Origin of the sequence: Brachybacterium sp. AOP24-D1-21 (genome assembly GCF_052378665.1) — a bacterium.
GTDB lineage: Bacteria > Actinomycetota > Actinomycetes > Actinomycetales > Dermabacteraceae > Brachybacterium.
In genome coordinates, this window is the sequence record NZ_JBQSXX010000002.1 from 383,737 (window position 1) to 397,650 (window position 13,914).

A 13,914-nucleotide genomic window follows, 5' to 3' on the forward strand; every position below is an offset into this window, starting at 1 on the left:
CCAGCCTAGAACAGTGCGGAGGAGCCGCTCGCCGGTGGGACGGTCACCGGCCAGGTGACGCGGACGCCTATCCTGTTCCCATGCCGAGCCTGTCCAAGTTCCTCGCCGACAACCGTGGTCTCTCCGAGAAGGAAGCGGACTGGTTGCAGCACCTGGTCGGTGACTGGAACCTGCTGTCCGACCTTCTGCGTGCCGACCTCGTGCTGTGGATCCAGGAGGATGACGGTCCGCTGGCTGTCGCGCACTGCCGTCCTGCCACCGGTCCGACCGTCTACTACGAGGATCCCGTCGGCACCACGAGCGACGGCGGTGAACAGGGCACCGAGATCGCGCGGCTGCTGGCCGGAGGGGACCCGCTCCGTGTCACCACCGAGATCGAACGAGAAGGGCGTCGGGCGATGGGGACCCTGGTCCCGGTGCGCAAGAACGGCCGCACCCTCGCCGCGCTGGCCGCCGAGGTCCCCGAGGCGGACCATCAGCCGTCCGACAACGAGATCCACCAGCGTGCGCTGGGCCACCGCCTGCTGCGGATGCTCGAGAACGGTGCCTTCCCGATCGCGGGTGCACCGATCCCGCCCCGGCGCGGTGCGCCCCGGGTCGGGGACGGGGTGGTCGAGCTCGATGAGTCCGGGATCGTCCAGTGGACCTCACCGAATGCACGCTCGGCCTTCCATCGTTTCGGCATCGCAGGGGACATGGAGGGCATCACGCTCGCCGAACTGTCCACCGAGATGCTCCAGTCCCGTTCCCCGGTCGATGAATCCCTGCCGCTGGTGCTGATGGGTCGCGCCGCCTGGCGCTCCGACATGGAAGCGCGCGGGGGGACCCTCTCCCTGCGAGCAGTGCCGCTGACCGAGCAGGGCCGCCGCACCGGTGCGGTGATCCTGGTGCGGGACGTGACCGAGCTGCGTCGCCGCGAGCGTGAGCTGATCACCAAGGACGCGACCATCCGCGAGGTGCACCACCGGGTGAAGAACAATCTGCAGACGGTGGCTGCGCTGCTGCGGATGCAGTCACGACGTATGAAGACGGATGAGGCGCGGGAGGCGCTGGCCGAAGCGATGCGCCGAGTCTCGACCATCGCCCTGGTCCATGAGTCCCTGCTCCAGGGATCTCAGGAGGCCGTCCACTTCGACGAGGTCATCGACCGCTGCCTGCGGCTGGCAGTGGATGCAGCGAGCGCATCCGTCCATCGCGCGGGGACCCCGCAGCTGACCGACAGCCAGGTCGAGGTGCGCACGCAGAAGATCGGCCGGGTGGGGTCCATCCGGGCGGAGGAGGCGACGCCGTTGGCTCTGGTGGTCACCGAGCTTGCGACCAATGCGGTCGAGCATGGGCTCTCCGAGACCGGGGGGACGCTCACCATCCGCAGCGATCGCACCGGATCCCATCTCGTCATCTCCATCGAGGATGACGGTATGGGCATGGGGGCTGCGAAGCCGACGGGGCTGGGCACGAACATCGCCCTGACCCTGGTGCAGGGCCAGCTCGGCGGGACGCTCACCTGGGAGGACCGCCCGGAAGGCGGGACCAGGGCGATGGTCGAGGTCTACCTGGATCCGCTCACGATCTGAGCGGGGACCGCTCACGAGCCGAGGAGCGGGCAGGAGCCAGCCGGGGGCGTCGGTCAGGAAGCGCAACTGGGTCCTGCGGCGCCACGCTCAGAGGGGGGCGCCGCAGGACGGAGAAATCAGCTTGCGCGTCGGGCGCGGGCGTTCCGGCGCTTCAGGGAACGGCGCTCATCCTCGGAGAGTCCGCCCCAGACGCCAGAATCCTGGCCGGTCTCGAGCGCGAACTTGAGGCAGGCTGTCATGACGTCACAGCCCTGGCACACCGCCTTCGCTTCCTGGATCTGGGTGATCGCCGGTCCGGTGTTCCCGATCGGGAAGAACAGCTCGGGATCATGCTTGAGGCACTCGGCACGGTGGCGCCAGTCCATCGTCACTCTCTCTTTCCAGGACGCCCCGCCCCGCCCCGTGGGGCGTGGCGCGGCGAGGGTCACCCTCAACGGGGCGTTCTCGGGTCTCTGGCTCTTCGGGGCAGGACGGGGAGCGGATGCTCCCGCGATGTCCATCAGCCCGACGAGCCGATCTCCATTCTCTGGGGCGGTCGGGAACTCGACAAGGGCCAGGATGGGCAAGCCTGGTGGCACTTCCCACACCGTCTGAGTCCGGGCCGCAGCAGGCGTGATGCCGGGCACGAAGGCGTTGCATCCGGGTGCGGAAGGTGCTTCAGAAGCTGCCTGTGCGGGCGTCGGCGGGCTCGAGGAATGACGAGGCCGGGGAGGTGACGTCCCGGCACAGGCGCGGAGATTACAGTGCCCTCATGCCCACCGAATCCCATACCTCCACGCGCGGAGGCTCTCGAGACGACCGCGCTCGCGGATCTGAGGACGGCCCGGATCCGAGCCCTCGCAGCCGCCCGATCGTCGCCCTGCTGCTGGGCATCGAGGCGCTGCTGCTCGCATCGGCCGCCACCTACTGCCTCGTCGTGGTCGCCGGCGGCGGCCTGCACACCCGCCTCGGGATAGGCCTCGGGGTCTTCCTGCTCCTGTTCGCGCTGCTGCTCGCACTGGCCGCGCGCTCGATCCTCCTCAGGGGCCGCTTCGGACTCGGATGGGGCATCACCTGGCAGCTCTTCCAGGCCCTGGTGGGGGCGAGCATGCTCAACGCCTCCATGTACTGGCAGGGCACCCTCGCACTGATCCTCGCGATCACGCTGTTCGTGCTGCTGACTCGACTGGTCCACTCCACACCCCTGCCGCACCGCGGCGACTGAGGACTGGCCGCTGCGCCGCGCAGCCGTGAGCGGTGGCGGCGAGCCTCCGAAGCGAGCAGCGGCCGACCCTCGAGGAGAGAACGACGACGCGCGGTGAACGGCGACCCGCGGCGAACGACGACCCGCGGTGAGAGAACAGAGGGGCACAGCCCAGACACAGCCCAGGCCCTGCCCCGGAGCACTCCGGAGCAGGGCCTGGACTGTGCAGGGACCTCAGCGTAGGGACCTCTGCAGCCCCCTCAGCGGCTCATTCGTTGTCCGCGAGGGCCGCGGCGGGTGCCGTCCGGGCGGCGGTGCGCCCGGGGAGAACCGAGGCGAGAGCACCGGCGATGATGGCCAGCAGCAGCACCAGGCCGACCTGCCCCCACGGGATCGTCATCGTGACGGGATACGCGGACCCCAGCAGGGCGTTGATACCCAGGATCCCGTAGGCGCTGCCGATCACGATGCCCAGCACCGCACCGACCAGCGCCAGCAGCACACCCTCCCAGCCGAGCATCGCGCGCATCTGGCCGCGAGTGGTGCCCAGCGCTCGCAGCAGGGCGTTCTCCCCGGTGCGCTCGATGACGCCGAGGCTCAGCGTGTTGGCGACACCCACCAGGGCCACGAGCACGGCGACTGCGAGCAGGCCGACGGTGATCCCCAGCAGGATGGTGAGGATCTTGCCGTAGGCCTCCCGTTCCATCCCGCCGAAGTCGGCGGAGGCCTCCGAGAAGCCCTCGCCCATCAGCACCTCGTCGACAGCTCCCACCAGGTCGAGAGCCTCCACGCCCTCCCGCTCGGGCGTGCCGGGATCGGCGAAGTCGCCGAAGATCGCCGTCGTGGCCTCGTCCCCCACGATCTCCTCGAACGTCGCCGGGCTCACGAAGGACAGCTGCAGGTTGGCATCGATCTGGACCCGCAGCTCGTGCACAGCGCCGTCGGCGCCCTCGACCTGAAGAATCTGACCATCGGTGACGCCGAAGCGCTCGGAGCGCTCCTGACCCAGCAGCACCACGCCGTCCACGAGCTCATCGGCCATGCCCGGTCGGTGCGAGGTCTCCCGCACCGCATCGGGGGAGATGCCATAGAGGGTCATCGGCTCGGGGACGCCCACCTGGATGTCCCCGCGGCTCCCCTCATGGGCGGTGTCGATGCCATCCAGGGCGAGGACCTGCTCCAAGGCATCATCGGGCACCTCCTCGGCGGAGATGACCATGTCGATCGGGCGCCGTGAATCGAGCTCCGAGATGAGCGTCGCTTCGGCGGTGCGGGCTCCGACGGCCATCATCGTCATGAGCGTGGTGCCGATCAGGAGAGCGGCGATCGTGGCTGCGCTGCGCCGCGGATTGCGGGCGACGTTCGCGCTCGCGATCCGCGCCGGGAGTCCGCCGACCCTGCCCATGATGCGGCCGACGAGGGCCGAGAGGGGCCGGGTGAGGACGACCAGCGAGAGCAGGATCCCGGTGAAGCTGACCACGCCGCCGAGCATCGCCAGCAGGATGCCGATCGTGGCGTTGCCGTTCATGGCCAGGGCGGTGCCTCCGGCCATGACGGCGATGCCGAGGATGACGGCGCCCAGGCCGAGGGCACCTCGCAGGCCGATGCCGTGATGTATCGCGGGAGGGACCGGGCGCAGCGCCTGCAGGGGTGCCACCCTGGTGGCCGACCGCATGGGGGCGAGGCTCGCGAGCAGCGTGATCGCCACGCCGGCGAGCAACGGCAGCAGGAGGGACCAGAGGCTGAAGGGCACCAGCATCACGCCGTCCAGCCAGCCGACGCCGGCGGATATCGCCAGTGCGAGCTGCACCAGGAGATGCCCGCCGATCATGCCCGCCGCGGCACCGATCAGGCCGACGCTCAGCGACTCCCGCAGCACGACGCCGCGCACCTGCGAGCGCGTCGCCCCGAGGGTGCGCAGCAGCGCCAGGCTCCTGGTGCGCTGGGCGATGGTCACGGCGAAGGTGTTCGCGATGACCACGGCGCTGGTGAACAGGGCGATCACCACGAAGACGGCGAGCACCATCCCCAGGGCCGCGAAGTCGCCCAGGAACTGCCCGGCGGCCGCGTCCTCGGCCTCCTCGACGGTGCGCACGCTCTGGTCGTCCGTCGTCGCCGCGGATGCGACAGCGGCAGGGTCCGTGCCCTCGGCCACGGTGGCGAGCCAGGTCTCGGTGATGGTGCCGGCATTCGGCCCGAGCAGGTCGACAGCAGTGGCCTCGGAGATCAGCACCCGTGGCGTGCCGCCGAAGACGGCACCCTGCGGGGCGGAGGCGATGCCGACGACCGTCAGCGGGAGCTCCTGGTTGCTCGGAGTCCACTCGGCCGGCACCGTGACGGTGTCCCCGAGGTCGACGCCGAGCTGTTCCACCGCGGCGGTGTCGAGCACGATCTCGGTGCTCGAGGCGGGCAGGACGCCCTCCTGCATGGAGTCTGCCTCCGGCTGCCCCGGCGGCAGCAGGGAGAGCGAGAGGAAACTGCTGTCACCCTCCGCGGAGGTGAGCTCGAGGTACTCCTGCAGCTGGGGCCACACGGCGTCGGCTCCCTCGACCTGCGGTGCCTCGAGCGGCGCCTCGGTCATCCACTGCTCATCGGTCAGCGGGCGAACGATCTCGAGGTCCGCGCCCTCGTACTGCTGGGAGGCCTGTGAGCGCAACGAGGCCTGCATGAGGTTCCCGGCCAGCACCATCACGGCGACGAAAGCACAGGACAGGGCGATGGTGACGACGGCCGCGAGGTGCCTTCGCAGCGGAGTGAGCTTCACCGGAGTGCGCAGGGCCATCAGCGCTCGCCCCGCAGATCCTCGTCACGGGCGATCCGGCCGTCGGCCAGCGTGATGATGCGGTCCGCGCGCTCGGCGGCGTCCCGCTCATGGGTGACCATGACGACCGTCTGGCCGAACTGGTCCACCGAGAGCCGCAGGAACTCCAGGACCTCCTCGGTGGTGCGGGAGTCGAGGTTGCCGGTGGGCTCATCGGCGAAGACCACGGCGGGGGAGGTGACCAGGGCGCGGGCGATGGCGACGCGCTGCACCTGACCGCCGGAGAGCTGCGAGGGCAGATGGGAGAGCCGGTCGGTGATCCCGAAGGCGGAGGTAATGGTTTCCAACCAGGTGCGGTCCACGCGCTTCCCGGCCAGCTCCAGGGGCAGCAGGATGTTCTGCTCGGCGGTGAGCATCGGAAGCAGGTTGAAGGACTGGAACACGAAGCCGATGCGTTCCCGGCGGAGCTTGGTGAGGGCGTCATCGCCGAGCGCGGTGATCTCGGTGCCATCGATGCTGATGGATCCGTGGTCGACGTCGTCGAGTCCCGCCAGGGTGTGCAGCAGCGTGGACTTCCCAGACCCGGAGGGGCCCATGATGGCGGTGAACTCCGCGCGGGCTATTTCGAGGTCCACGGCATCCAGAGCGGTCACGATCCCGGCCCCGGTGCCGTAGGTGCGGGTGACGGCGCGGGCGGTGATGGCGGGCGGTGCAGGGGCCGCAGCGGCGGTGCCGCCGGAGGAGGGCACGGCGAGTGGCTGGGAAGTCATCGGAGTCCTTCACGAGGAGGTAAGCGGTCGTGATCGATGATCCCGTGGCGGGGGATGCTGCCGCGTCAGCCTGTGGTCGCGCTGTCGAAGGTCTGGAACGACCTGGAGCGCTGATGCCGTCATACCGGGGTCTGATGCCGCGACGCAGCGGGCTGATACCGACGGTTGGAGCGGCGGCGGTGGGAGGGGCGGGGTCAGCTGGCGCCGGGGGCGACCAGCCCGGTCTCGAAGGCGATGATCACGGCCTGGACCCGGTCCCGGGCGCCGAGCTTGGCGAGAACGCGGCCCACGTGGGTCTTCACGGTCGCCTCGGCGACGAAGAGCTCCGCCCCGATCTCGCGGTTGGAGAAGCCTCGACCCATCAGGGTGAGCACCTCTCGCTCCCGCTCGGTGAGCGGCTCCAGGACCGCCGTGTCCTTCTCCTGCGGATCGGGAGCGCGGACCACGCGCTCCAGCAGGCGGCGAGTTGCCGACGGGGCGATCACGGCGTCCCCGCGGTGGACGGTGCGGATCGCTCCCAGGAGGTCCTCGGGCTGGGCGTCCTTGAGCAGGAAGCCGCTGGCACCGGCCCGGATCGCAGAGACGACGTACTCGTCGAGATCGAAGGTGGTCAGCACGATGATCTTCGGGGAGCGGTCCGCCGGAGCCTGCTCGAGGATTTGGGCAGTGGCCTCGATGCCGTCCATCCGCGGCATGCGCACATCCATGAGGACCACGTCGACGGTGCGGCCGCGCAGCGCCTCGACGGCGTCGACCCCGTCGGAGGCCTGGGCGACGACCTCCATGTCGTCCTGCGAGTCGATCACCATCGTGAAGCCGGCGCGTACCAGCGGCTGGTCATCGACCAGGGCGATGCGCAGCGGTCGGTCGAGGGGATCATTCATCGGGGCTCTCCTGGGAACTCGCAGAGGGGACGGGCGGGGTTGAGGGAGGACATGGTGAAGGGACGGGGACCGACGCGGTCACCAGGCGGTGCGGGCGGCCAGCGGCTCCAAGGATCCGGCCAGCGGCACGGTGGCACGGACCCGGTAGCCGCGAGAGGGGAGCGGACCGGCCTGCAGGGTGCCCCCGAACACCGACATCCTCTCCCGCATCCCGGTCAGGCCGTGCCCTTGGCCGTCGGAGGATGGGTCGGTGCCCTGGCCGTCGTCGAGCACCTCGATGATGAGCTGCTGAGGGGCGCGGGTGATCCGCACGGCGGCGCTGGCGCCGGGGCCTGCGTGTTTGAGGACGTTGGTCAGCGATTCCTGGACCAGACGGAACACGGACACGCCGAGCGCATGGGGAAGGCCGTCCAGCGATCCGTTGATCTCCAGAGCGACGGGAAGCCCCGCCGCGATCACCCGGTCCGTCAGGTCGCCCAGCATCTCCGTGCCCGGCTGCGGGCCGAAGCTGGTCTCATCTTCTTGGCGCAGCACGCCGAGCAGGGAGCGCATGTCGGCCAGCGCCGCTCGACCGGTCTCCCCGATGGTGGCCAGCACCTCGGCGGCCTTCTCCGGCTTCTGTGCGGCGACGAAACGGCCGCCGTCCGCCTGCGCGATGATCACCGAGAGGGAGTGGGCGACCACATCGTGCATCTCACGGGCGATGCGGGCGCGCTCGGCGGCCACCGCGAGGGCGGTGCGCTGCTCTCGCTCGCGGAGGGCCTGCTCGGCCCGGTCACGGGTGAGGGCGAGCTGTCGCACCCGAGCCCGCTGCAGGTTGGCCAGCGCCCAGACCGCGACGATGGTGATGGTGCCGACGAGGCCGAGGCCGAAGAAGCTGATCAGTGCCTCGATCGGCCCGCCGTACTCGCTGCGCAGGGCGTCGATCGCCCAGAACGTGGCCTGTGCGAAGACGCCGAGCATGCCTGCGGCCACGCCGACGCCGTGCACGACGGGCCTGCCGTAGGCGACGGCGCAGAACATCGCGTAGAAGGTCATGATGTCGCCCATGACCACCGGGACGTTCACCAGCAGATGGAGCACTGCGAGCCCGCCGATCAGCAGCACGCCGAGCAGCGGCCGCACCCGGCACAGCGCTCCGGCGGCGATCATCGGCACGGTGAACAGGGTCCACCAGCCGATGGATCCGGTCCACAGTGAGAAGAGCAGGGCCAGGAATGAGGCGCCGCCGAAGCCGATCAGGTCGACGGTGCCGGGATTCTCGATGATCCAGCGGAACGGGTCGCGGAAGCGGACGCGCCCGCCGGGTGCGTCCGTCCGATGCTCGGAACCGTTGGTCATGGCCTTGAGGGTACGGGCGCTGCGGTGCCCGGCGCGTCAGACCGCGGTCGGATCTGCGCCGGTGGTCGTCGCACCAGGGGTGGTGATGTGAGGCCATGGTCGGAGCCGTGCGGAAACCGTGCAGAAACAGCCCAGTGCAGTGCAGTGCAGTGCAGTGCAGAGCGGAGCGGAGCGGAACGGAGCGGCGCGGTGCGTTGCGCGGTGGTGAAGTGTGAGTCGAGACGCTGCTCAGAGCAGGGTCTGCGGCGGATCCAGCAGTTCGGGGCCCTCATTGCCGACCTTGCCGATGCCTGGATCCACCTCGCGGACGGCGAGAGTGGCGTCGACCAGCAGGTGAGTGTCGTCCAGGATCCATTCCTGGGCGGCGTGGCGGTCGTCCATCGCCGTGTCGAGCCAGGGATCGAGCTGATCACGTCGCAGCATCACCGGGGTGCGGTCGTGGATCTCGGCGAGCTCCCCGGTCGCCTCCCGGGTGATGATCGTGGCGCTGAGCAGGAAGCGGCCGTCCTCGCTCGCGGCGGGGCCTTCGTGAGATCCCGGACCCTTCCACCAGGAGATCAGGGCTGCCATGTACAGCGCGGAGCCATCCGCCGGGGCGATGAAGTACGGCTGCTTCCGGGTGCCCTTCTCCCCGCGCACCCATTCGTAGTAGCCGTCCATCGGGACGATCGCGCGGTATCGCCCCAGACTCCCGCGGAAGCTCGGCTTCTCCGCCAGGGTCTCGCGACGGGCGTTGAAGGTGCGGGAGGAGAACGACGCCTCCTTCGCGAACGGGGGCAGCAGCCCCCAGCGCGCCACCCGCAGGGCCCGCAGCACGTGGCCGGTCTCCTGGTCCACCGACTCGGTGACCACATGGATCGGCGCGGTGGGAGGGATGTTCCAGCGGCTGCGCAGGTGCGGATCGGTGAGGTCCACGGCGCCGAGGTCAGCCACCAGCGGCTCGATCTCCTGGAAGAAGGCGAAGCGACCGCACATCTCAGGAGTCCTTCGAGGGGGCACCGGCGCTGTCGGTCTCGGGATCGACGGCGGGCACGCCGTGGCGCGGGGTGAGGCGGGCATCCTCACCGGTGTACGCCTCGGAGTCGTGGTGGAGGTTCTGCAAACGGATGTCGCGGCCCTCGTCGACGATCTTCTCGTGCTTGGCCTCTGCCTTCTCCGCGCCGGCGGTCTCGCGCATCGGCAGGGCCAGGGAGTCCTCGGCGGGCTTGCCGGCCGCTAGCTCGCGCGCGCGCTCGTACTCGGCGTCGACCTCCGCCCCCATGATGATCACGATGTTGATGACCCACAGCGCGAACAGCACCGCCATGATGCCGCCGATGGCGCCGTAGCTGGAGTAGCCGGCGACGGTGCTCATATAGATCGACAGCGCCACCGCGGCGACGGCGATGCCGAGGATCGCGAAGACCCCGCCGGGGGAGATGAAGCGGAAGGGCTTCTTGATGTTGGGCGCTGCCCAGTACAGGAGCGAGATCAGGGCGAAGGCGATCACCAGGATCACCGGCCACTTGGCCCACGCCCAGATCGGCAGGAACGAGCCCAAGAGGAAGGTCAGCACGCCCTCCGCCCCGATGCTGGAGGCGATCGGGCCCAGCAGGCTCTGCACGATCGCCTCGTTCAGGAGCAAGGAGATCATCACCAGCAGGATGCCGAGGATCATCGCGATCGTGAGCAGCAGCATGGTGCCGTTCATGCGGACCGGACCGCGACCCTCGGGCACCTCATAGATGTGGTTCGCGACCCGGCCGTAGGCCTTGATGTACGCCGAGGCGGACCACAGCGCCGTGGCGATACCGATGATCAGGGCGACCGTGCCGCCGGTCGAGGAGCCCAGCAACGAGTCGAGCGTGGAGTCGACGGCGCCGCCGACCTCCATCCCGCTGCCGCCTGCCCCCGAAGAGATCGCATCCTTGATGAGCTGCGCGATCTGGTCCTTGATCCCGGAGAGCAGCAGTGTGGCCAGGGAGAACAGCGCCAGGAGCGTGGGCGCTATCGAGAGCACCATGAAGTAGGTGAGCTTCGCGGCCTGGTCGGTGCCGCCATCGCGGGTGAACTCTGAGAGCACGCGCTTGGCCATGTATTTCACGGTGGTGCCGGACATCGATGGGGCGCCATCGCCCTTGGCTGCGGAGTCGGCCATGGGGAGCTCCTGGGATCGGTTGACTCGCGGACAGCTGTCATCCTGCCATGAGCGCGAGCAGGGAGAGTTGTCCACAATCGCTGAGAGTCACGAGCGGTGGCGGCTGGTTCCCCCTACAGTGGCGGAGACGACGCGACGTGCGTCACCTCACATTCGTGAGGCAACCGGTCGGTCGGAGCCGGGAGGGGAATGGATGGACGCCGCCACCATCATCGAGAGCGAATCGCGCGAGCTGATACGCCGCCGCGGGCTCGATGTGCATGCTGATCAGCTGGAGCCCTTCATTCGTGAGGTGGTCGCTGACTACGATCGCCGCGCTTCGTCGGGTGAGGTCCCGGTGCTGCGCGACGACGACACGATGGTCGCGACGATCGCTGCCCGGATCGGCGGCTTCGGCCCGCTGCAGGAGATGCTCGACGACCCGGGCATCGAGGAAATCTGGTTGAACTCGCCCTCGCAGGTCTTCGTCGCGCGGAACGGGCGCAGCGAGCTGACCACCGTCGTGCTGAGCGATACCGAGGTGCGCGGCATCGTCGAGCGGATGCTGGTCAGCAGCGGCCGCCGGCTCGACATGAGCACACCCTTCGTGGATGCGCTGCTGCCCGACGGGTCGCGATTGCATGTCGTGATCCCCAGCGTGACTCGGGCCCATTGGGCGATCAACATCCGAAAGTTCGTGGCGAAGGCATATGACCTGCAGGGTCTGGTGGCCCTCGGCTCCCTTCCGCAGCAGGCTGCGGATTTCCTCGACGCCGCGATCGCCTCCGGGCTCAACGTGATCGCGTCAGGGGCGACAGGCGCCGGAAAAACCACCTTCCTGCGCTGCTTGGCACAATCCGTCGGTGCTCGGGAGCGAGTGGTGACGATCGAGGAGGTCTTCGAGCTGAACCTCGCGTTGCGGGATGTGGTGGCGATGCAGACCCGTCAGGCGAACCTCGAAGGCACCGGGGAGATCTCGATGCGAAGGCTCGTGAAGGAAGCGCTCCGCATGCGCCCCAGCCGGATCATCGTCGGTGAGGTCCGTGAGGCGGAGAGCCTCGACATGTTGATCGCGTTGAACAGCGGGTTGCCCGGCCTCGCCTCGATCCACGCGAACTCGGCACGCGATGCCGTCACGAAGCTGTGCACGCTGCCTTTGCTCGCCGGGGAGAACGTGTCGAGCAGGTTCGTGGTCCCCACGGTGGCGAGCGCCATCGACCTGGTGGTCCACCTCGACATCTTCGCGGATGGTCGTCGCCGGGTGCGGGAGATCGTCGGGCTCAGCGGTCGGGTGGAGGACGAGACGATCGAGATCTCCGATGTCTTCTCGCAGCGCGGGGATCGGCTGGTGCGGGGTGACGGTCATCCGCCTCATCCAGAGCGTTTCGCCCGTGCCGGATTCGACCTGACGGCACTGCTGGGGCAGGCGCTGGCGGCATGAGTGATGGAGCTTTCCTGGGACTGATCGCGGGACTCGGCCTGCTTGCGATCTGGTGGTCGATGTGGGAACAGGAGGGCAGCACGAGCCGCCGAGGGGTCGTCGCCCGGGCGATGGATCGACTTCGCGATGATCTGATCAAGGTCGGGCTCGATACGGTTCCGCCCGCCTCGGTGCCGGCACTCAGTGCCGGTCTGGGAGTGGTGGTGGCGGCAGTCCTCTGGGCGATCTCCAGCGCGGTAGTCCCGTCGCTGACGATCGGAGTGGTCGTCTCCGCGCTTCCGGTGCTCGTGCTGCGCTCGGCGGCGCGCCGTCGCACCACCGCCATGCGCGAGGTCTGGCCGGAGGCAGTCGACCACATCAACTCAGCGGTCCGTGCCGGACTGTCGCTCCCGGAAGCTCTCGTCCAGCTCAGCCGTAAGGGGCCTGAGGAGCTGCAACCAGCTTTCGCGGAGTTCGCCCTCGACTACCAGGCCAGCGGTGATTTCGCATCCTGCCTCGATCGGCTCAAGATTCGCCTTGCGGATCCCGTGGGGGACCGGATCGTCGAGGCGCTGCGGATCACCCGGGATGTCGGCGGCACAGATCTCGGCGGCCTGCTCCGCACGCTGTCCGCGTTCCTCCGTGAAGACTCCCGAACCCGCGCGGAGCTGGAGGCCAGGCAGTCCTGGACCGTCAATGCGGCGCGGCTTGCGCTCGGCGCGCCCTGGATAGTGCTGGGTCTGATGGCGACGCGTCCCGAGGCGGCCCAGGCCTACGACTCGGGGACGGGACTCATCGTGATCATGGTCGGAGCGGCCGTCTCCCTGGTCGCGTATCGCATCATGCTGCTGATCGCCAGGCTTCCTCAGGACGAGCGAGTGCTGCGATGAACGGCTCCGTCACCGCGATCTCGGGAATCGTGCTCGGCCTCCTGTTCGGGGTGGGGATCACCCTCCTCGCCTGGCAGCTGCCATGGCTACGCTCGCGGGACCTCGCCGCACGGGTCGATCCATATCTCCGTCGTTCCCGGTCGGCATCGCTGTTCGCCGCGCCGCGAGCGACCAGCCAGGCACGAATCGTGCTGGAAAGATTGATGGGACCAGTCGCGGTTCAAGGGTTGAGCGTGCTCGAACGGCTCACCGGTGGTCCCGAGCAGCTCGAGCGTCGCCTGCGTCTCGCAGGTCGGCGCACCTCGGCAGATTCCTTCCGCATCGAACAGGTGATCTTCGGTGCCGCCGGAATGGTGATCGGTGTCGTCCTGGCCGTCCTGGCGATCGGGCTGCGTGGCACGAGCCCGCTGCTCGGCTTCACGATCGTGGTTCTCGGCACGCTGCTCGGAGTGCTGCTGCGCGATTACCTGCTGGGGGTGGAGATCAAGCATCGGGCAGCTCGGATGGCGCGCGAGTTCCCGACCGTCGCGGATCTGCTGGCCCTGGCGGTTGCCGCGGGCGAGAGCCCGATCACCGCCATGGAGCGCGTGGCCCGTACCTCTTCGGGAGCGCTGCCCGATGAATTCGCAGCGACCGTCGCCGACATCCGTGCCGGCACCAGCGTCTCCCAGGCGCTCGCTTCCCTGGGCTCTCGCACACCTCTGGACTCCCTGAGCCGCTTCGGCGAAGGGGTCTCGATCGCCATCGAGCGCGGCACTCCGCTCGCCGAGGTGCTGCGTGCACAGGCCCAGGATGCCCGCGAAGGATCGAAGCGAGACCTCATGGAGACGGCCGGACAGCGCGAGATCATGATGCTCGTTCCGGTCGTCTTCTTCGTGCTGCCGCTGGTCATCATCTTCGCCATCTTCCCCGGCCTCGCCGTCCTGGAGATCAGCCTCTGACCAGTCCACCCGCCCATTCCGTCGTTCCCGGTCG

At 69.1% G+C, this 13,914-nt stretch carries 12 protein-coding genes; 5 read left to right on the forward strand and 7 right to left on the reverse strand.

What is annotated here, in order from left to right:
* Positions 1-80: 80 nt before the first annotated feature.
* Positions 81-1,574, forward strand: a complete 1,494-nt coding sequence (locus ACT3UF_RS16405) for a sensor histidine kinase (RefSeq protein WP_441443267.1) — start codon at positions 81-83, stop codon at positions 1,572-1,574.
* Positions 1,575-1,690: 116 nt separating this feature from the next.
* Here ACT3UF_RS16405 and ACT3UF_RS16410 read toward each other — a convergent pair whose 3' ends face one another.
* A complete protein-coding gene (locus ACT3UF_RS16410; protein ID WP_299304496.1) occupies positions 1,691-1,939 on the reverse strand; it encodes a WhiB family transcriptional regulator in 249 nt (82 codons plus the stop codon).
* Positions 1,940-2,325: 386 nt separating this feature from the next.
* Here ACT3UF_RS16410 and ACT3UF_RS16415 point away from each other — a divergent pair, with 386 nt between their 5' ends.
* Entirely contained in the window at positions 2,326-2,778 is a 453-nt protein-coding gene (locus ACT3UF_RS16415) for a hypothetical protein (RefSeq protein WP_442332731.1), read from the forward strand.
* A 247-nt stretch (positions 2,779-3,025) separates the two neighbouring features.
* Here the strand turns inward: ACT3UF_RS16415 and ACT3UF_RS16420 are convergent, their stop codons facing one another.
* The 6 genes from ACT3UF_RS16420 to ACT3UF_RS16445 all read right to left on the reverse strand — a co-directional run bounded on the left by ACT3UF_RS16420 (position 3,026) and on the right by ACT3UF_RS16445 (position 10,650).
* The gene (locus ACT3UF_RS16420; RefSeq protein WP_444502080.1) at positions 3,026-5,539 is read right to left on the reverse strand and encodes an ABC transporter permease; all 2,514 of its coding nucleotides are present in this window, start codon (positions 5,537-5,539) and stop codon (positions 3,026-3,028) included.
* Positions 5,539-6,288, reverse strand: a complete 750-nt coding sequence (locus tag ACT3UF_RS16425; protein WP_442332733.1) for an ABC transporter ATP-binding protein — start codon at positions 6,286-6,288, stop codon at positions 5,539-5,541. Before ACT3UF_RS16425 ends, ACT3UF_RS16420 begins: the two co-directional genes overlap by 1 nt.
* 194 nt (positions 6,289-6,482) lie before the next feature.
* Positions 6,483-7,172, reverse strand: coding sequence for a response regulator (locus tag ACT3UF_RS16430; protein ID WP_442332734.1), 690 nt, complete (start codon positions 7,170-7,172; stop codon positions 6,483-6,485).
* A 78-nt stretch (positions 7,173-7,250) separates the two neighbouring features.
* Positions 7,251-8,513 carry a sensor histidine kinase gene (locus ACT3UF_RS16435; protein ID WP_444502081.1) on the reverse strand — a complete coding sequence of 421 codons (1,263 nt, stop codon included), beginning with the start codon at positions 8,511-8,513 and terminating at the stop codon, positions 7,251-7,253.
* 228 nt (positions 8,514-8,741) lie between these two features.
* Positions 8,742-9,488 (reverse strand): SOS response-associated peptidase, encoded by a 747-nt coding sequence (locus ACT3UF_RS16440; protein WP_444502082.1) that lies wholly within the window; start codon positions 9,486-9,488, stop codon positions 8,742-8,744.
* Between the two features lies 1 nt (position 9,489).
* On the reverse strand, positions 9,490-10,650 hold the full coding sequence (locus tag ACT3UF_RS16445) for a YihY/virulence factor BrkB family protein (protein ID WP_441443260.1): 1,161 nt from the start codon (positions 10,648-10,650) through the stop codon (positions 9,490-9,492).
* Positions 10,651-10,843: 193 nt separating this feature from the next.
* On the opposite strand from ACT3UF_RS16445, the gene ACT3UF_RS16450 reads away from it, so the two are divergent.
* The 3 genes from ACT3UF_RS16450 to ACT3UF_RS16460 are packed head-to-tail and all read left to right on the forward strand — an operon-like array spanning position 10,844 to position 13,880.
* Positions 10,844-12,070, forward strand: coding sequence for a CpaF family protein (locus ACT3UF_RS16450; RefSeq protein ID WP_441443259.1), 1,227 nt, complete (start codon positions 10,844-10,846; stop codon positions 12,068-12,070).
* Positions 12,067-12,939, forward strand: a complete 873-nt coding sequence (locus tag ACT3UF_RS16455) for a type II secretion system F family protein (RefSeq protein ID WP_441443258.1) — start codon at positions 12,067-12,069, stop codon at positions 12,937-12,939. The genes ACT3UF_RS16450 and ACT3UF_RS16455 overlap by 4 nt, the downstream gene beginning before the upstream one ends.
* Positions 12,936-13,880, forward strand: a complete 945-nt coding sequence (locus ACT3UF_RS16460; RefSeq protein WP_441443257.1) for a type II secretion system F family protein — start codon at positions 12,936-12,938, stop codon at positions 13,878-13,880. Before ACT3UF_RS16455 ends, ACT3UF_RS16460 begins: the two co-directional genes overlap by 4 nt.
* Positions 13,881-13,914: the final 34 nt, after the last annotated feature.

Coding starts and splice junctions, on each gene's coding strand:
- ACT3UF_RS16405 (WP_441443267.1), top strand. CDS start 81: ATGCCGAGCCTGTCCAAGTTCCTCGCCGACAACCGTGGTCTCTCCGAG.
- ACT3UF_RS16410 (WP_299304496.1), bottom strand. CDS start 1,939: ATGGACTGGCGCCACCGTGCCGAGTGCCTCAAGCATGATCCCGAGCTG.
- ACT3UF_RS16415 (WP_442332731.1), top strand. CDS start 2,326: ATGCCCACCGAATCCCATACCTCCACGCGCGGAGGCTCTCGAGACGAC.
- ACT3UF_RS16420 (WP_444502080.1), bottom strand. CDS start 5,539: ATGGCCCTGCGCACTCCGGTGAAGCTCACTCCGCTGCGAAGGCACCTC.
- ACT3UF_RS16425 (WP_442332733.1), bottom strand. CDS start 6,288: ATGACTTCCCAGCCACTCGCCGTGCCCTCCTCCGGCGGCACCGCCGCT.
- ACT3UF_RS16430 (WP_442332734.1), bottom strand. CDS start 7,172: ATGAATGATCCCCTCGACCGACCGCTGCGCATCGCCCTGGTCGATGAC.
- ACT3UF_RS16435 (WP_444502081.1), bottom strand. CDS start 8,513: ATGACCAACGGTTCCGAGCATCGGACGGACGCACCCGGCGGGCGCGTC.
- ACT3UF_RS16440 (WP_444502082.1), bottom strand. CDS start 9,488: ATGTGCGGTCGCTTCGCCTTCTTCCAGGAGATCGAGCCGCTGGTGGCT.
- ACT3UF_RS16445 (WP_441443260.1), bottom strand. CDS start 10,650: ATGGCCGACTCCGCAGCCAAGGGCGATGGCGCCCCATCGATGTCCGGC.
- ACT3UF_RS16450 (WP_441443259.1), top strand. CDS start 10,844: ATGGACGCCGCCACCATCATCGAGAGCGAATCGCGCGAGCTGATACGC.
- ACT3UF_RS16455 (WP_441443258.1), top strand. CDS start 12,067: ATGAGTGATGGAGCTTTCCTGGGACTGATCGCGGGACTCGGCCTGCTT.
- ACT3UF_RS16460 (WP_441443257.1), top strand. CDS start 12,936: ATGAACGGCTCCGTCACCGCGATCTCGGGAATCGTGCTCGGCCTCCTG.